The following is a 17,080-nucleotide window of genomic DNA, read 5'->3' as shown; positions in this document are numbered from 1 at the left end:
TAGACCCGCGTGATGGGCTGGCACCTTAAAAAAAGTTCATGAAAGCCGTGCGACCTCTCGCCACGGCCGGCGGATAAAGGTCACATACGCGAAGACGAGGAGGGCGGATGCACGGTCAGGGCGGGGACTACAAGGATCTGGTGGTGTTCCTGGCGGCCGCCGGCGTCATCGTGCCCCTGGTCAACCGGCTGAAGATCAGCCCAGTCCTGGGTTTCCTGGCGGCGGGGGTGCTGCTGGGACCGGATGGACTGGGCCGGTTCGCGCACGCCCTGCCCTGGGTTTCGTGGCTGACCATCGGCGATCCGGGCCAGTTGGCCCAGCTGTCGGAACTGGGCGTCGCCTTTCTCCTGTTCATGATCGGACTGGAGCTGTCGTGGGAACGGCTGCGCGCCATGCGCCGACTGGTGTTCGGCCTGGGCATGATGCAGATCGTCGTCTGCACGGCGGTTCTGGCCTGCGGCTTCCTGCTGATGGGTCAGACCCTCGCCAGCGCCGTGGTGCTGGGCATGGGCCTGGCCCTGTCATCGACCGCCGTGGTCATGCCGGTCCTGGCCGAGCGCGGCCGGCTGAAGGGGACGGTCGGCCGCTCCACCTTCGCCATCCTGCTGGCTCAGGATCTGTCCGTCGCCCCGATCCTGATCACCGTCACCGTCCTGGCGGCCCTGGCGCAGCAGGGCGGCGCGCTGGATACCGCCGTCCTGGGACGCGCCCTGTTCACCCTGGTGCCGGCGGCGCTAGGCCTGGGGCTGATGGTGCTGTTGGGCCGTGTCGTGCTGCGGCCGATGTTCCGGTCGGTGGCCAAGGCCCGCAAGGTCGATCAGGGCGGCGAACTGTTCGTCGCAGCCTCCCTGCTGGTGGTGGTCGGCGCCGGCCTCGCCGCCCAGGCCAGCGGCCTGTCGATGAGCATCGGCGCCCTGCTGGCCGGCGTGCTGCTGGCCGAGACCGAGTTCCGGCGCGAGGTCGAGGTCTCTATCGAACCCTTCAAGGGCCTGTTGCTGGGCGTCTTCTTCGTCGGCGTCGGCCTGGGCCTGGACCTGGACGCCATCGCCGCCGATCCCGTCGGCGTCTTCGGACTGGCCCTGGCGCTGACGGTCGTGAAGACGGGCGTCATCTTCGGCCTGGCTCGGTTTTGGGGCCTGGGCGCGCGGCCGGCGCTGGAGACGGCCCTGGTCCTGGCCCCGGCGGGCGAGTTCGCCTTCGTCGTCTTCGCCACAGGCCTGGTCGAGGGTCTGGCGCCGCCGCAACTGACCAATACCGTGGCCCTGTCGGCGACGGTCAGCATCTTCTCCATTCCGCTTCTCGCCCTGCTGGGTCAGCGATTGGCGCGCAAGTCGGCGCCCGCCGGCCAACAGCTCGATCTTCCAGCGCTAGAAGCCGCGGACGGCGCCGTCATCATCGTCGGCTTCGGCCGCGTCGGGCGGCTGATCGGCGAGATGCTGAAGGAGCACGACCAGGCCTTCATCGCCCTGGACACCGATCCCGGCATCGTCGCCGCCGGCAGGCGCGACGGCTTCGACGTCTTCTATGGCGACGCCGGCCGCCGCGAAATGCTCCAGCACTGCGGCGTGCAATCCACCCGCGCCCTGATCGTAACGATGGACGCCCCGACCAAGGTGGACGAGGTGGTGACCGCCGCCCGTTCCATGCGCGAGGACCTGATCCTGATCGCCCGCGCCCGTGACGACCAGCACGCCATGCGACTCTATGGCCTGGGCGTCACCGACGCCGTGCCGGAGACGACGGAAGCCAGTCTTCAGTTGGCCGAAAACACCCTTGTCGATCTGGGCGTGCCCATGGGCCTGGTGCTGGCCTCCATCCATGAGCGGCGGGACCAGTTCCGAAAGGCCTTCCAGGCCGCAACCCCGATCGAGCGTCGCAATCGCCCCAGCCGCGCCCTGCGTCGAACGGTCCGCCCGGCCAAAACCGCCCCCAGCCAAGACTAGGGGCTGATACCTACGGTCGCATCACGGACCCATTTTCGTCATGGTTCCGTGATGCAAGCACAGCTTCCGTATTCCTGCATCTTCGGAGCAGCAGCGCCCGTCCGACCCGCTCTCGGGCCGAGATATTCACCTGAAGTCGATTGCGGATGCTCCCCCTCATCCGCGACTTAAAGTAGAGTAAAAGCCTGATTTATGACTGATATTGTCGCAACCCTCGCCGTCGAACCCCGCCTGAACCGGCGCCAGGCCGCCAAGATCCGCACGCGACAAAAGGTTCTGGACGCCGCCCGCTCGCTCTTTGCCGAGCGCGGCTATGAGCCCGCCACCATCCGCGACATCGCCAAGGGCGCGGGCATGTCCACCGGCGCCGTCTTCGCCAACTTCCAGGACAAGGCCGAACTGTTCGAGGCCGTCCTGACCGAGGACATGACGCGCCTGGCAGAGGTCGTCGAGGCCGCCGCGCCGAAGGGCGAACCCGTCCGCCAGCGTCTCGTCACCGCCCTCAGCGCCGGCTACCATTCGTCGCTGGACCAGTTGCCCCTGTTCCAGGCCATCGTCGCCCGCTCGTGGTTCCAGCCCCTGGCCGCCGAGATGCGCGCCCGCGCCGCGACCAAGAACCTGCTGCTCGCCATCGGCGGCATCCTTCAGGACGCCGTGGCCAAGGGCGAACTATCCAAGGACGCCGACAGCCGCCTGCTGGTCGAGCTGATCTGGGACGCCTATCTGTCCAACTATCGCCGCGCCGCCTATGACGAATGGGACGCGCAGGCCCTGTCGGACCATATGGGCAAGCAGATCGACGTGATCCTGGCCGGCGCCATCGCCACCAAATAGGCCGCGACAAGCCGTTCTCGAAAAGGTCGGGTCCGCCAGCGCGGGTCCGGCCTTTTTCTTTGGCTATCAGGTCCGACGTTTCAGGGTGACGTAGAAGGCGCCGTTTCCGCCGTGCCGCTGGTGGGCGACAGTGAAGCCCGACACCACGCCGCGCAGCGCAGGCGATTGCATCCATTCCGCAAAGGCCGAGCGGATGACGCCGCCGCCCATCCGCCCCTGCCCCGTGATGACCAACACCGCCCGCATCCGGCGCGCCTGGCAAGCGGTAAGGAAGCCGCGCAGCTGATCCTCGGCCTCGAACCGACCGAAGCCGTGCAGGTCGATGCGCGCCTCGATGGGGTCGCGTTCACGCGACAGCCGCTGCTTGCGACGCGGCTCCAGATCCTCGGGCGCAGGCTTGGCACGTGGGGGCGAAGGGCGTTTCTCGACCGGCGGCGCGGCGGCGACGCGCTTGGGCGACGACTTGGCCAGAGGACGCGGTCGCTCCAACGGTGTGACGACGATCTCGGGCGGGGTCTCGGCGCCGGGAGTGACGCGGGCGGCCTTGCGGGTTTTGGGCGCGGCAACAGATCCGGCGACACGGGTCCAGATCCGGCGGTCCTCGGGCGTCAGTCCGTTTTCGTCGCGGCTCGGCCCCTTTCGCCTCATGCCTCGCCGTCGTCCTCGATCGTGTCGCCCGGACCGGGTTCATGGGCCAGCAGGTCGCCGGGCTGACAGTCCAGTTCGCGGCACAGGGCGTCCAGCGTCGAGAACCGCACCGCGCGCGCCTTGCCGGTCTTCAGGATCGACAGGTTCGCCACCGTCACCCCGACCCGGTCGGCGAGTTCGGTCAACGACATGCGGCGTTCGACGAGGACGCGGTCGAGCTGGACGCGGATGGCCATGCAGAAAACCCTATTCGAAACGGCTCAGATCGTCAGTTCGGATTCGCGACGCAGGCGCGCGCCCTCGCGGAACACCTCCGCCAGCACGAAGACGATCAGCACGGAAAAGATCGGGGTCAGCAGTTCGCCCACCCCCTGCGGGTCCATGACGCCGGGGGCCAGCCGCTTGGCGACAAACCCTTGCGCCACCCAGACGCCGCCGGTCACGACCGCCAGGGTCACGCCGATCTGGCGCAGACGGCGCACATTGTCGGGCTGGAAGGGGTCACCCATGGTCAGGGTGCGAATGATGCGGCGCAGGCTGCGCAGGATCAGCATGAAGCCGCCGAAATAGGCCGTCGCGGCGCCTAGGCCGAACAGCAGCAGGGTGCGTGTCAGCGGCAGTTGCTTGCCGCCGGAATCCCCGCTGACGGTGATGTTCACATTATCCAGAGGAATGAAGATCGCGGCGATCACCAGCAGCAGAAGCACGCAGGTGATCAGCCAGAGCAGGATATAGGCGACGTCCAGCACCACCTTCAACATGCTGGAGACCGAGCCGGGCCCCATCGCCTTGAACGGGGCCTTGAAAGGAACACGCAGGGCGCTCAGCCCCTTCAGGGCGCTTGCCTCGCCTCGCTTCAGCGGATTTGGCGGCGTCGGCAGGCGCATGGTCTTTCTGATCTCAGGCCGGGGAAGGCGGGGCGATGGCCACGCGGGGTCCGGCGAACCCGCGCGCGGCTCTATACATCGCGGTCTTCATGCTGGTCGTCAAAGCTCTCTTGATCGAAAAAGGCTAGATCAGAAGCCTTGGAACAGAATGACGACCAGGGCGGTCGGCAGGGCGGCGATCAGAACGGTGGCGACAAAAGCAGCGCCGACCTTGTCGAGCCACATCGAGGCGTTCATCGTGTGCATGGTATTTCTCCGTCTTTCCTGTTTGGGCGATTATCGCCCTTTGCATTTGTTAATCGCATGATCGTTTCCGTTTTCGCGGAAGTCATGAACGCTGCGACCTCGTTCCTGACGATCAATAGATAGGCCGTGCGAACGGAAAAGGCACGTTACATATCGTTTAACGATATTAAACTTTTGCAATAGACTGTTTCAGGGGCGTGATCGTCGATGAATCTAAAGCTTATCAAGGGGATGCGGCTCGTCGTCGCGACACATAACCCCGGCAAGGTCCCGGAAATCTCCGCGCTGCTGGGCGGAAATTACGAGATCGTCACCGCAGGTGAGTTGAATCTGCCCGAGCCGGACGAGACCGAGACCACTTTCGTCGGCAACGCCATGCTGAAGGCCCGCCATGCGGCCCAACTGTCGGGCGAGGTGTCGCTGGCCGACGATTCCGGCCTGTCGGTCGCGGCGCTTGACGGGGCGCCGGGCATCTTCTCAGCGCGCTGGGCCGGACCGGGCAAGGATTTCGCCGTCGCCATGCAGAAGGTCGAGGAGCGACTGAAAGAGATCGGCGCGACCGACCGCGCCGCCTGGTTCACTTCGGCCCTGGCCGTCGCCTGGCCCAACGGCCCCTGCGTGGTGGTCGAGGGCGAGGTCCACGGCCAACTGACCTTCCCGCCGCGCGGCGACTGGGGCTTCGGCTACGACCCCTTGTTCATTCCCGACGGCGGCGACCAGACCTTCGGCGAGATGGAGCCGGCGGCCAAGGACGCGATCAGCCATCGCACCCGCGCCTTCGCCAAGCTGAAAGCCGCCCTGATTGACTGATCCCCGCGACCCCGGGACCGACATCGGCCTCTACGTCCACTGGCCCTATTGCGCGCGTATCTGCCCCTATTGCGACTTCAACGTCGTGCGCGACCGGGGGCGAAGCGATGAGCAGGCCGGGCTGGTCGAGGCGATCCTCGCCGATCTGCGCGCGCAGAGGGTTCTGACCGGCCCGCGACGGCTGGCCTCGATCTTCTTCGGCGGGGGCACGCCGTCGCTGATGGCGCCCGAGGCCGTCGCCCGCATCGTGGCGGCGGCGCGCGACCTGTTCCCGCCCATTGGCGAGATCGAGATCACGCTGGAGGCCAACCCCACCGACGCCGAGGCCGGCCGGTTCGCCGCCCTTGCCGACGCCGGGATCAACCGCCTGTCGATGGGGGTGCAGGCGCTGGACGACGACGCCCTGCGTTTTCTCGGTCGCGACCATTCGGCGGCCGAAGCCCTGCGCGCAGTCGATCTGGCCCGCCGCGCCTTCGACCGCCTGTCCATCGACCTGATCTACGCCCGACCGGACCAAACGCCCGACGACTGGGCCGCCGAACTGACGACTGCGCTCGCCCTGGGGTTCGAACACGTCTCGCCCTATCAGCTAACCATCGAGCCCACGACCGCCTTCGGTCGGGCCTTTGCGCGCGGCGCACTGACGCCGCCGGACGAAGACCGCGCCGCGTCTCTTTATGAAACCACCCAGGCCGTGCTCTCGGTCGCCGGCTTCGACGCCTATGAGGTGTCCAACCACGCGCGAGGCACGGTCGCCCGGTCGTCGCATAATCTGCATGTCTGGCGCGGCGGCGACTATCTGGGCCTCGGCCCCGGCGCCCACGGCCGGCTGACGCTGGATGGCGTCAGGACCGCGACCGTCGCCCATCGCCGCATCGCCGACTATGTAGCGGGAGTTTCGGCCGCTGCGCCCTGGTCCGACCGCGACGCCCAGACCTCGGCCGATGCGGCCGAGGAGCGGTTCCTGCTGGCACTTCGCACCACCGAGGGCGCGCCGACCGCCCTGCTTTCGCCCCTGGGCCTGTCGCCGGATCGCGCGCCGGTCGCCGGCCTGATCGCCGACGGATTTCTGATCCTTCAGAATGATCGGTTGATCGCAACCGCTCGCGGCCGCCCGGTGCTGGATGGCGTGCTGAAGGCGCTTCTGACCTGAGCCTCAGCCCTTCTTCAGGCCGATCATCCCCAGCCAGCCGCCGCTGGTCAGCAGGGCCACGTCCAGCAGCGCCATCGGCAAGGGCGTCGACACCGGCGCGGCGATGAAGCGCGAACGCCAGTCCGGCCCGAACTTGGCCTTATAGCTGCGCAAGCCCTGAAAACCGTAAAGCGCCCCGCCCTCCTCGAACACCAGGGCGCCGACCCTCGCGAAGACCGGGGCGATCCGGCGATCCTCCAGCCCCGCCAGCGGCGCCATGCCCAGGTCGAAACTGGCCAAACCTTCGGCCTTTGCCCATTGGGCGCAGCGGATGAACAGATAGTCCATCACCCCATGCGGGGCGTCGGGACGGTGGCGCATCAGATCGACCGCCGCCTCATCCGGCGCGGTCAGCAGATTGGCGAAGGCCACGATCCGCCCGCCCTCGCGTACGACGGCCAACGGCGTCAGGTCCAGATAGGCGGCGTCGAACCGCCCCAGCGAAAAGGACTTCTCAGACCCGTCATGCATGGCCAGCCAGGCGTCCGAGATCTCGCGCAGCTCGTCCGCGATCGGCCCGGCCGAACCGGCCGGCAACACCTCGAACGACGAGCCCTCCCGCTCGGCGCGGTTCACCGCCGTCCGCAGGTTCTGCTTGCCCTTGCCCTCGATGGAAAATTTGTCGGCCTCGATCACCGCCGTCTCGCCGACCTTGCGCACGGCCAGCCCCATGGTCGCCAGATCGCCCAGCACGCCCTCGCCGACCGAATAGAAGACGGCCGCCCCGCCGTGGCTGTCGGCCATCTCGGCGAAGTTCCACAGCAGCTCAAGCCGCTCGCTTTTCAGGCCCGCCGGTTCGCCCATCGCGATCCAGCGCCGGCCTCGCACACGATACGCCAGGAAGCTGGACCCCGACGGGCTGAACATCAGCGCCTTGTCGCCCAGCATGGCCAGCCAGGCTTCGGGCGTCGCCGTATCCGCCGTCTTAAGCGCCGTCGTCGCCCGTTCGATGTCCACAGGGCCGGCCGGGCCATGACTGTCGGCGCCGGGCGAGCTCAATAGCGACCGTCCCGCCACCACCAGGGTCAGGATCGCCAGCACCAGACCGGCGCGCAGGAAGCCTGACTCCTGGCGATCGCTCAGGAAACGCCACCACAGCTCGTCATTATAGGCCACGTCGCGATAGGCGAAGAAGCCCAGCCACAGCATGGACGCCACCACCGCCGTCAGCAGCAGCAGCCAGCTGGGCCGCAGCGGCTCGCTCAGCCGCGACCGGCGATTGAAGGCCGACCGGCAGGGCGCCAGCAGGGCCGCGACGATCACCAGATTGGTCGCCTGTTGCCAGTCCAGTCCCTTGAGGATCGAAAACACCGCCCCTGTCGCCAGCACCAGCAGCGCCGCCCAATAGGCGCCGCGCCGCCGCCGCCACAGCCCCGCCGACAGCAACAGCAGCAGGAAGCCGGCGATGCTGCCGACGAAATGGGACAGGTCGATCAGAAGCGGCGACACCACCCCCGTCAACCGACGCAGCCGGTCGTCGAACTCGGGCGTCACCGCCGAGACCAGCATCAGGGCCCCGGCCACGAACGCCACGATGGCGAATATCTGCGGCGTCAGCTCATAGGCCAGGCCCAGAAGACGACGGTACAGACCGGAAGTGCGCCTGGGTCGGCTGGACAAGCTTGGCCTCTCGAATCGTGGATTGCCCGAACATAGACCAAGAATCGTCCAACCGGGGCGCTCCTGAGGTCATTTCTAGGCGCGTGAAACATATCGTAACATGGCGAGTTTGGTCTGGTGCGGGCGTCGGGCTCGCGTAACCGGGGACGTTCTCCCATGACCATCAAGACTGTTCTTCTGGCCGGCGCTGCCGCCGCCTTCATGACCGCCGCGCCCGCTATGGCGCAAGAAGCCACGCCCGCTCCGGCTGCTGCGCCTGCCGCCGCTGCGTCCTCGCAGCAATCGCTTTCGCTCAACCCTGGATCGAGCGTCGCGGGTCCTGACGGCGAACTGGGCAAGCTGGAAGGCGTTCAGTCCAATGCCGAAGGCAAGCAGGAACTCACCGTTCGCGGCGCCGACGGCCAGCTTCGCGCCGTGCCGCTGAGCGGCATCCGCCAGGAAGGCGCCGGCGTGGTCGTAGCCTACACCAAGGCCGAGTTCGACGCCGCCGCCCCCATCGCGGGCGCACCGCCCGCTCCGGCCGCCGCTCCTGCTCCCGCTCCCGCTCCCGCTCCCGGCGCAGAGCCGGCTCCGACGGCTGAGCCGACGGATCCCGCCACGACCGAGCCGGCCGCCCCGGCGCCGGACGCGGCGACCCCGGCTCCGACCGAGCCGAACTAAGACAGGCCTCACCGGCTGAATGACGAGGGCGGCCGGATTTCCCGGCCGCCCTTTCGTTTGTCCGATTGCGCCCCTGCGAAACAGCGCGCAGCAAAGAGGGCGGCTCTTTCGAGCCGCCCTCTTCGTCTTCAACCTATTGCCGGATCAAGCGCGACGCTTGACCAGTCCCAAAAGGAACAGAAGGATGATCGCGCCGATGGTTGCAATGATCGTGGAGCCGATCCAACCACCCCAGGTAATGCCAAGTGCTCCAGCGATAAATCCACCGATTACTGCGCCGATAATACCAACGATCAGATTGGTAATGAGGCCGTGGCTACGACCCATGATTTTTTCTGCGAGCCAGCCGGCGATGATACCGACGACGATCCAAAAGATGATGTTCATTGCTGAGATTCCTTCCTGTAAAGCCAAGCTGTTGCAGTAAATGCAACTCGGGCCATACGGTTGCGTCCTTCCTTCACAGTCGCCGCAATAAGGTCAAATTCCCCTCGGACGCGATCCGGCACGGTGATTGCCCCCATCGACGTATGTCGTCCCGCATCGGGACAGACGTTGAGACGAGGATCACGGCCATGGCCGCCGACATCGACCTGCACCTGGGCCGCCGCCTGCGTCGGCGCCGGCGTCTGCTGGGCCTGACCCAGCAACAGCTGGCCGTCCAGGTCGGCATCCGCTTTCAGCAGATCCAGAAATACGAGTGCGGCGCCAACCGCATCTCCGCCGCCCGCCTGTGGCAACTCTCCGAGGCGCTGGAAACGCCCGTCGCCTATTTCTACGACGGTCTCGCCGAGGCGATGGAGAACGACGCGGCCCCGACCAAGGGCGGCGAGGTCTTCTCGCGCAAGGAGACCCTGGACCTGATCCAGGCCTATTATCAGCTGGACGAACGGCCCCGCCGCCGCCTGCTGGACCTGGCCAAGTCGCTGCACACGGATGTGGCCCCCGCCTGAGACGCTGAGGGGCGCCCAAGCCGGCGAAAGCGCGGTAAGGGAGCCTCATGACCGAATACGAAGCCTTCGCCATCGAACTGGCGCGCGAAGCAGCGCGCGTGACCCTGCCCTTCTTCCGCTCGGACATCGGGCATGAGGACAAGGGCGGCGCCGCCGGTTTCGACCCGGTCACCGAGGCCGACAAACAGGCCGAGGCCGCTATCCGCCGCCTGATCGCCGCCCGCTATCCCGACCACGGCGTCATCGGCGAGGAATATGGCCAGGACCGGCCCGAGGCCGAGCACGTCTGGGTGCTGGACCCCATCGACGGCACCCGCGCCTTCATCTCGGGCCTGCCGCTCTGGACCACCCTGATCGCCCTGCGCCAGTCCGGAAAGCCCACGGTCGGCGTCATCGCCCAGCCCTATCTGGACGAGATCTTCATCGGCGGCCCGTCCGGCGCGCGGCTGCTGCGCGGCGAGGCCGAGACGCCGCTGGCCGTGCGGGCGTGCGAGAAACTGACCGACGCCGTCATCTCGACCACCGACCCCGACATCTTCAACGGCGCCGAACTGGGCGCCTGGACTCAGGTCCGCGCGACCGCCCGCCTGGCTCGCCTGGGCTGCGACGCCTATGCCTATGCGATGGTGGCGGCCGGCAGGATGGACCTGGTCGCCGAGACCAGCCTCAAGCCCTGGGACTGGTCCGCCCTGGTCCCCGTGATCGAGGCCGCCGGCGGCCAGGTCGTCAACTGGCGCGGCGCCGCCCCCGACGACAACGGCCAGATCCTCGCCGTCGGCGACGCCCGCCTGATCGACCAGGCCCTGGTGACGCTGAAACGCGCGGCGATATAAGGCGAACAAAACGTCCCACGCGTCTGAGAGGGCGCAGGGATAAGGAGCAGGTTCAGTGATATATGCTCTCGCTCGCCGACATGCGCTGAGCCTGACGTCGGCCTACAGTCTTACGACCCTGATGTTCCTGTCGGGACAGCTTTATCCGTTGATGACCGCCTTTGCGATCAACGGCGTTCTCAAGGGAGACTGGAAACCCATAATCGTCCTCGCCGTCTGGCATCTGCTCATGACGGGTCTGGAGGTGGGCGCGAGGATGTTCGACACGCGCGTCTTCACTCGGGTTTATGCGGATCTGGCCGGCGGTTTCGTCATACGTGCGCATGGCAAGGGGATGACGCCGACGATCATCACATCACGCGCCATCCTGTCGCGCGAGTATGTCGATTTCCTGGAGAAAGACATTCCGGGCGTGCTGATGGGCCTCGTCGGACTGGTCACAGCTATGGTCATCCTGCTTTCGCTCGATCCGATCGTAGGCGGAATCTGTGTTCTGCTTCTCATTCCGCTCGGCCTGGTCAACTTCGCCTTGGCGCGGCGCTCGCTCGTTCTGAACCGAGGACTGAATGATCGACTGGAAAAAGAGGTGACGATTCTGACGCGAGGACGCGTTTCGACCGTGAGACGCCATTTCGACGCGCTTTCAAGATGGCGGGTCAGATTGTCCGACTCGGAAGCCCGCGCGTTCGGGCTGATGGAGCTCAGCGTGATCGTCCTGGTCGCAGCCGCCTTATGGAGACTCTCTCAAGGCGGCGCTGTGGCGGCGGGCGATGTCTATGCCGTGTTCGCCTATGTCTGGCGGTTCGTTGTCGCGCTGGACCGCGTTCCCGAGACCGTGCAGCAACTCGCCAAACTCAAGGACCTCAACCGGCGCTTTCTGTCTTAGATCTCGCCATCAGACGAACGGACTCTTGGGCTGTTTTCGAAGTCCAACTCCAGCTTCAAGAAACAGACGGCGTCTCCGCCGTCACGTCCACGGTCCTCGCCGAAGGATCCTTAACCGCATCCGCCGTCGGGGCGACCATGTCGGCCATGGCGTCGAACTCGTTCAGGAAGACGGCGCGCAGGTCGTCGGCCTCCATGATGACCTCGTGCTTGGCGCCGGAAACCTCGACATAGCGGCCGCGCGGGATGCGTTTGGCGGCCCAGCGGTTGGTCTGTTTCCACACCACGTCGTCGGCGTCGGCCTGGACGATGACGACCGGGGTCCTGACCGATTTCAGCGCCTTGGGCTTCAACGCGCGCTCGCCGGCGTCCAACGCAAAGGCCAGCCAGCCATAGGTCGGGCCGCCGATGGCCAGATGCGGACAGGCGTAAAGCTGCTGACGCCACATCTCGTAACGGCTCTCGTCCGAGGTCAGGGCGTCCTCGGCGAAGTTGTGGTCGAACGGATCGTCGGGATCGCCCAGGATATAGTCGCCCGCCTGGCCGTGGCGGATGTTCCAGCGCACCACCAGCTTGACCGACCACATCGACCGCTTGCCGGTCTTGATCCGCAGCATGGGGCTGGACAGAACCGCGCCCGCGAACCGGGTCTCGCCGCTCTCCAGCGTCAGCAGGTTCAGGCAGGCGCCCATCGAATGGCCGACCATGATCCAGGGCTTGGGACACTGGTCTTCATAGGCGTTCAGCAGGCGGTTGTAGTCGTCCAGGAACTCCTCGACCGCGCGGGCGTGGCCCTTCAGCCGGTCGGGCAGCAGCCGGGCCGACAGACCCTGCCCCCGCCAGTCGTGGGTCAGCACGCACCAGCCGCGGGCCAGGAAATTGCCGATGACCTCGTAGTATTTCTCGATCGGCTCGGTACGGCCGGGGCTGAGGACCACCGTGCCGCGCACCTTGTCTGCGCTCAGGTGCGACGGCTTCCATAGACCGGCGCGCAGGCGCATCCCGCCCGCGCCGCGGAACCAGTCGCCCTTGCCGCCGGGGGGTGAGGCGGCGCCGGGCACCCCCATCAGGGGGGCGTTGGCGGCGAAGGCTTGGGCGCGGTTCACTCGGGCTTCCTGAACTTCAAGGTCATGCGATCGCTCTCGCCGATCGCCTCGTATTTCGAACGGTCGAACTCGGGATCGACCGGCTGGCCGCGCGGGGCCGTCAGGCGCGTGGGCGCCAGCGTATCGACGCCGAAGGGATGGTCCTTGGTGTCGTCGGGGTTGGCGTTGATCTCGGACGCCTCGACGAAGACGAAGCCCGCCTCGGCCGCCAACTGGCGCACGAAGGCCTCCTGGACATAGCCGTTGGCGGCGACTGGATCCTGGTCCTCGGCCGGCGACAGCCGGTGCTGCTCGATGCCCAGGATGCCGCCGGGCCTAAGCGCGGCGAAGGCGTCGGCGAAGGCCTTTTCGGCGATGCCCGCCGCCATCCAGCCGTGCAGGGTGCGCATGAACAGGCACAGTTCCGCCGTCCCCGCCGTCGTCACCGGGCCAGAGCCGGATCCGAACACCGTGAACTGCGGCTCGCCATACAGTTTCTTGTCGCTGGAAAACCGCGTGCGGAAGGCGGCGTTCAGAACGGCCTGGGCCGGATCGGCGGTCGGCCCCTCGGGGAACAGGGCGGCGACATAGGTTCCGGCGCCCTTGGCCAGATAGGGGGCCAGGATTTCAGTGTACCAGCCGCTGCCGGGCCAGAACTCCACCACCGTCATGCGCGGCTGAAGCCCGAAGAACCGCAGGGTCTCCATTGGATGGCGGAAGGCGTCGCGCGCCTTGTCCTGGGCGTTGCGCCAGGAACCCTCGACCGCCCATTCCAGAGAACCTTCCGCCGGACCGGCGGGCTTGGGCGGCGCCTCGGGGGTCTTGGCGGCTTCGTCCTTGCGACCGCAAGCCGCCACGCCGGTCAGGGCCAGCGCGGTCGCGCCGCTCAGCAGGAACCGACGCGAAAACCCGCCCGCGCTCGCCAGACAATCAGCCATTCAAAACTCCCGCAGCACGCCGGGATCCGCGTCCGACGCACCCTGACCCATTGGGCTTAATCAGGTTCGCCGGCCCGGTCAAAACGCAAGACCACCTATTCCGGCTTGCGGAACCGCAGGGTCATGCGGTCGCTCTCGCCGATAGCGTCGAAGGCGGCGCGTTCCTCGGGCGTCAGGGTTCGGCCCGACGGATCGTTGCGCGCCGCCGACTGGCGGATGGGCGGCAGGGTCCAGACCCCGAACGGATGGTCGTGATCGTCCTTGGGATTGGCGTTCATCTCGCTGCGCGCCTCCAGCACGAAACCAGCGTTGCGCGCCTCATGAATCACATAGCTTTCGGGCACATAGCCGGTCGAGGCCACATCGGCGACGCTCAGCCCCTCGGCGCTGCGGTGCTGTTCGACGGCCAGCACGCCGCCCGGCTTCAACGCCTTGAAGAAGGCCTGGAGATAGGGCTGGGTCCGGTCATTGCGCGACCAGTTGTGAAAGGCGCGCGCCACCAGGATGAAGTCTGCGCTGCCCTCAGGCACGCCCATGTCTTCCAGCGGGCGGTTGACCGGCACGTAGCGACCGCCGGTCGCCGCCGCATAGGGTTCCAGGATATGCCGCCACCAGCTGGCGCCGCCCGGCTCGATCTCCACCACCGTCATGCCTGGCGTCAGGCCCCAGAAGGTCAGGGATTCGTAAGGGTGGCGATAGACGTCGCGTGCCCGATCGGCGGCGGGCCGGGTCTCCGCGGCGACGGCGGTCTGCAACGCCGTGTCCTCGGCGAAGGTCGGCAGGGCGCTGGACAGGGCCGAGCGCGTCGGCGTCCAGGCCCCTTCGGTCTGGAACGACTGATGCGCGACGGCGGGGGCGGCGGACAGCAGAACGGCGGCGAGGCCGAAGACGGCATGGCGCATGATCAGGAGCTCCGGGTTCAAGTCCTTCTCCATAGGCAGGCCCGCCGCCCGAGCAAATGACGTTCGCGAGACGCAGGCCAATTTGACGCAAGCAAAATCATCGACCCCGCGCCCTTGACGCCGTTTTGGAGGCCACCATCTTCTTTCGCGAGAGCGCCGATTTCGGGTTCTCCAGACTGACGACGCCGATCTCGGGTCGTCGGACTGCATCCCTACCGTCCGGGCCAAACCGCCGGGCGGCTCAACCTTGCTGATCCTCAGGAGGATGCTGATGCGTACCTATGATTTCACCCCGCTGTACCGTTCGGCCGTCGGCTTCGACCGTCTGGCCAATCTGCTGGAAAGCGCCTCGCGCACGACCGGCCAGGACACGGGCTATCCGCCCTACAATATCGAGACCACGGGCGAGAATGCCTATCGCATCGAGATCGCCGTCGCCGGCTTCGGCCCCGACGAGCTGAACATCGAGGTGAAGGAAAACCTGCTCACCGTGACCGGCCGCAAGACCGCCAACGATGATGCGGCCACGCAGAAGACCTATCTGCATCGCGGCCTGGCCGAGCGCGATTTCGAGCGCCGGTTCCAGCTGGCCGACTATGTCGTTGTCACCGACGCGAGCCTGGTCAACGGCCTGCTGTCGATTTCGCTGAAGCGCGAACTGCCCGAGGCGCTGAAGCCCCGCCGCATCGAAATCGGCGCCGGCCAGCCCCTGATCGAAGCCAAGGCTGAAGCGGCCTAAATCGCCCTCAGGCCAGATTATGAAAGGGCGGTGTTCGCGCCGCCCTTTTTCTATGCCGCCAGATGGGCGAAGGCGGCGACGACCTGTTCATAGGCCGGCCGCTTGAACGGCACGATCAGGTCGCAGGCGTCCGACAGCGGGCCCCAGCGCCAGGCGTCGAACTCGACATCGTCGTCGGCCGCCAGATCGATCTCGGCCTCGTCGCCGGTGAAGCGGAAGGCGAACCACTGCTGCTTCTGACCCTTGAAGCCTCGCCAGGCCTTGGCGTTGTTCATGGCCTCGGGGGGAAAGTCGTACAGGATCCAGTCGTCCGTCCGCGCCAGCAGTTCGACGGAGGTGACGCCCGTCTCTTCGCGCAGTTCGCGCCGGGCCGCCGCTTCCAGATCCTCGCCCGCATCGACGCCGCCTTGCGGAAACTGCCAATTGTGCGGACCGGGCGTGGCGTGGCGCTGGCCGTACCAGACCAGGCCGTCGCGATTGAACAGCACGACCCCGACATTGGGCCGATAGGCGTCGAGATCGGACACTAGCGCCCCGGCCGCATCGACATGGACGAGGCGGGCGCCAGTTGCAGGCCGCGCTGTTCCAGACCGGCGGTCCAGCGGGCGGCGGCCTCGACCGTGACCGGATAGCTGAAGCCGGTTCCCAGCGCCGAGCCGCGCAGCTTGGCCTGGGCCTCCAGCCCGTTCAGAGCGGCGATGATGGCGGCCGGCGACTGGGTCCGATCAATGACGCGGTCCGCGCTGGCCCGGGCCCAGGCGCCTGGCCGACGCTGGAACGAGCCGTCGTCCAGGAAGGCGACGCCGCGCTGACGCAGGATCCCCAGGAAGGCGTTCATGCCCGTGTCCGAGCTTGAGAAGCGGTCGCCCAGATAGTTGGTCACGCCGAAATAGCCGGTGGCCCGACCAAGCAGCCAGTCCATCTTGGCGCCCACGTCGTCGGCGCCGCCGTCGGCCAGCAGCGTATAGGGGCCGGGATCGTTGTCGGGATAGCCGGTCGGCTCCATCGGCATTTCCAGCATGACCTCATGGCCCTGCGCCCGCGCCTGGTCGATCCAGGATTGCAGGTTGTCCGCATAGGGCACGAAGCTCAGCGTCACTTCCGGCGGCAGGCGTTCGATGGCCGCGCGGGTCGTCACCGCATTCAGCCCAAGACCGCCGACGATCAGCGACACGCGCGGCTTGCCGTTCGGACGGAAGGGCCGGGCATAGGCCTGGGCCGGAACGCGGCCGTCCGGCGCGATCATCGGCAAGGGGCCGTTCGATCCGGGCTGCGACAGGCCCGCGATGGGCGCCTTGGCCAAGGGCGAGGCCGCATGGACCGGAGCGCTGATGGGCGCGCCCTGACCCGACACGCTACCGCCATCCGGCAGGGTGATGACCGCATCGCCGCCCGCCGCCGGATCGCCGCCGCCGGCCAGATTCTGATAAAGCCCCATCGCCCCCATGGAGAAGGCCTCGAACCCGGTGGGCGCGGCCGCCGGAGCTTGCGCCGCGGGGGCCTCACGCTCCAGCGCGACATGGGCCGAGGGCGTGCCGGCCTTGGGATCGCCTAGCACCGTCAGGAACAGGGCGCTTGTGCTCAGCAGGAACAGCCCGGCCAGGCCCGCCACGACCGGCGGCTTCTTCAGCGCGTTGATGACGGGCGTCAGGCTCGGGCCATCCTTTGCGCGCGGAGCGGCTCCGGCGGCGGCGGCGAGGGCGGACTGGCGTTTGGCGAACATGGGCACAGGCGGAACCGATCTGGAATCCTACGCCGCCATCATCGCCCGCTGTCGGTTAAGAAACCCTAACGGCGGGTTCACCATGATCTCTGCAAGAAATCTCTGCGCACTGCTGTCACGGATCGTGCGTTGACGCGGGCGCATTCGCACTTCCAGATGCCGATCTCCCCGTGCCGACCAAG

The 17,080-nt window shown here is 67.1% G+C and carries 19 protein-coding genes; 9 read left to right on the top strand and 10 right to left on the bottom strand.

What is annotated here, in order from left to right:
• Positions 1-107 precede the first annotated feature (107 nt).
• Both WC597_RS10815 and WC597_RS10810 read left to right on the top strand, forming a co-directional pair.
• Entirely contained in the window at positions 108-1,943 is a 1,836-nt protein-coding gene (locus WC597_RS10815; RefSeq protein ID WP_372693316.1) for a cation:proton antiporter, read from the top strand.
• A 192-nt stretch (positions 1,944-2,135) separates the two neighbouring features.
• Positions 2,136-2,777, top strand: coding sequence for a TetR family transcriptional regulator (locus WC597_RS10810; RefSeq protein WP_372693315.1), 642 nt, complete (start codon positions 2,136-2,138; stop codon positions 2,775-2,777).
• A 66-nt stretch (positions 2,778-2,843) separates the two neighbouring features.
• On the opposite strand, the gene WC597_RS10805 is transcribed toward WC597_RS10810, so the two are convergent.
• Genes WC597_RS10805 through WC597_RS10795 form a run of 3 tightly spaced genes read right to left on the bottom strand, consistent with a single transcriptional unit; the run spans position 2,844 to position 4,312 of the window.
• On the bottom strand, positions 2,844-3,425 hold the full coding sequence (locus WC597_RS10805; protein WP_372693314.1) for a Smr/MutS family protein: 582 nt from the start codon (positions 3,423-3,425) through the stop codon (positions 2,844-2,846).
• Positions 3,422-3,661: a helix-turn-helix transcriptional regulator gene (locus WC597_RS10800; RefSeq protein ID WP_017504942.1), complete on the bottom strand. Its 240-nt coding sequence runs from the start codon at positions 3,659-3,661 to the stop codon at positions 3,422-3,424. The genes WC597_RS10805 and WC597_RS10800 overlap by 4 nt, the downstream gene beginning before the upstream one ends.
• A 24-nt stretch (positions 3,662-3,685) precedes the next feature.
• Complete coding sequence (locus WC597_RS10795) at positions 3,686-4,312, bottom strand: DUF2975 domain-containing protein (protein ID WP_372693313.1); 627 nt, start codon at positions 4,310-4,312, stop codon at positions 3,686-3,688.
• A 453-nt stretch (positions 4,313-4,765) separates the two neighbouring features.
• On the opposite strand from WC597_RS10795, the gene rdgB reads away from it, so the two are divergent.
• Positions 4,766-5,368, top strand: coding sequence for an RdgB/HAM1 family non-canonical purine NTP pyrophosphatase (gene rdgB, locus WC597_RS10790; protein ID WP_372693312.1), 603 nt, complete (start codon positions 4,766-4,768; stop codon positions 5,366-5,368).
• Positions 5,361-6,521: a radical SAM family heme chaperone HemW gene (hemW, locus tag WC597_RS10785; RefSeq protein ID WP_372693311.1), complete on the top strand. Its 1,161-nt coding sequence runs from the start codon at positions 5,361-5,363 to the stop codon at positions 6,519-6,521. The genes rdgB and hemW overlap by 8 nt, the downstream gene beginning before the upstream one ends.
• A gap of 3 nt (positions 6,522-6,524) precedes the next feature.
• Here hemW and WC597_RS10780 read toward each other — a convergent pair whose 3' ends face one another.
• Positions 6,525-8,180 (bottom strand): GNAT family N-acetyltransferase, encoded by a 1,656-nt coding sequence (locus tag WC597_RS10780; protein WP_372693310.1) that lies wholly within the window; start codon positions 8,178-8,180, stop codon positions 6,525-6,527.
• 156 nt (positions 8,181-8,336) lie between these two features.
• Here WC597_RS10780 and WC597_RS10775 point away from each other — a divergent pair, with 156 nt between their 5' ends.
• Complete coding sequence (locus WC597_RS10775) at positions 8,337-8,840, top strand: hypothetical protein (RefSeq protein ID WP_372693309.1); 504 nt, start codon at positions 8,337-8,339, stop codon at positions 8,838-8,840.
• A 144-nt stretch (positions 8,841-8,984) separates the two neighbouring features.
• On the opposite strand, the gene WC597_RS10770 is transcribed toward WC597_RS10775, so the two are convergent.
• The gene (locus tag WC597_RS10770) at positions 8,985-9,227 is read right to left on the bottom strand and encodes a GlsB/YeaQ/YmgE family stress response membrane protein (RefSeq protein ID WP_372693308.1); all 243 of its coding nucleotides are present in this window, start codon (positions 9,225-9,227) and stop codon (positions 8,985-8,987) included.
• Positions 9,228-9,406: 179 nt separating this feature from the next.
• Between WC597_RS10770 and WC597_RS10765 the strand changes: the two genes are divergently transcribed.
• From WC597_RS10765 to WC597_RS10755, 3 genes are read left to right on the top strand one after another with little or no spacing between them, the layout of a single operon-like run.
• A complete protein-coding gene (locus WC597_RS10765; RefSeq protein ID WP_372693369.1) occupies positions 9,407-9,793 on the top strand; it encodes a helix-turn-helix domain-containing protein in 387 nt (128 codons plus the stop codon).
• 47 nt (positions 9,794-9,840) lie between these two features.
• Positions 9,841-10,626, top strand: a complete 786-nt coding sequence (gene hisN, locus WC597_RS10760) for a histidinol-phosphatase (RefSeq protein ID WP_372693307.1) — start codon at positions 9,841-9,843, stop codon at positions 10,624-10,626.
• Between the two features lie 55 nt (positions 10,627-10,681).
• Positions 10,682-11,512, top strand: a complete 831-nt coding sequence (locus WC597_RS10755; protein WP_372693306.1) for an ABC transporter six-transmembrane domain-containing protein — start codon at positions 10,682-10,684, stop codon at positions 11,510-11,512.
• A gap of 55 nt (positions 11,513-11,567) precedes the next feature.
• Here WC597_RS10755 and WC597_RS10750 read toward each other — a convergent pair whose 3' ends face one another.
• The 3 genes from WC597_RS10750 to WC597_RS10740 form a co-directional block, all read right to left on the bottom strand.
• Positions 11,568-12,617, bottom strand: coding sequence for an alpha/beta fold hydrolase (locus WC597_RS10750; RefSeq protein ID WP_372693305.1), 1,050 nt, complete (start codon positions 12,615-12,617; stop codon positions 11,568-11,570).
• The gene (locus tag WC597_RS10745) at positions 12,614-13,534 is read right to left on the bottom strand and encodes a class I SAM-dependent methyltransferase (protein WP_372693304.1); all 921 of its coding nucleotides are present in this window, start codon (positions 13,532-13,534) and stop codon (positions 12,614-12,616) included. Before WC597_RS10745 ends, WC597_RS10750 begins: the two co-directional genes overlap by 4 nt.
• Before the next feature lie 95 nt (positions 13,535-13,629).
• Complete coding sequence (locus WC597_RS10740; RefSeq protein WP_372693368.1) at positions 13,630-14,436, bottom strand: class I SAM-dependent methyltransferase; 807 nt, start codon at positions 14,434-14,436, stop codon at positions 13,630-13,632.
• Between the two features lie 271 nt (positions 14,437-14,707).
• On the opposite strand from WC597_RS10740, the gene WC597_RS10735 reads away from it, so the two are divergent.
• Positions 14,708-15,175, top strand: coding sequence for an Hsp20 family protein (locus WC597_RS10735; RefSeq protein WP_372693303.1), 468 nt, complete (start codon positions 14,708-14,710; stop codon positions 15,173-15,175).
• A gap of 50 nt (positions 15,176-15,225) precedes the next feature.
• On the opposite strand, the gene WC597_RS10730 is transcribed toward WC597_RS10735, so the two are convergent.
• On the bottom strand, positions 15,226-15,702 hold the full coding sequence (locus WC597_RS10730) for an RNA pyrophosphohydrolase (RefSeq protein ID WP_372693302.1): 477 nt from the start codon (positions 15,700-15,702) through the stop codon (positions 15,226-15,228).
• On the bottom strand, positions 15,702-16,898 hold the full coding sequence (locus WC597_RS10725; protein WP_372693367.1) for a divergent polysaccharide deacetylase family protein: 1,197 nt from the start codon (positions 16,896-16,898) through the stop codon (positions 15,702-15,704). The genes WC597_RS10730 and WC597_RS10725 overlap by 1 nt, the downstream gene beginning before the upstream one ends.
• Between the last annotated feature and the right edge of the window lie 182 nt (positions 16,899-17,080).

It is taken from the genome of Brevundimonas sp. (assembly GCF_041648115.1).
In the GTDB taxonomy this organism is placed as follows: domain Bacteria; phylum Pseudomonadota; class Alphaproteobacteria; order Caulobacterales; family Caulobacteraceae; genus Brevundimonas.
This window is presented reverse-complemented; position numbering and strand designations above follow the sequence as displayed.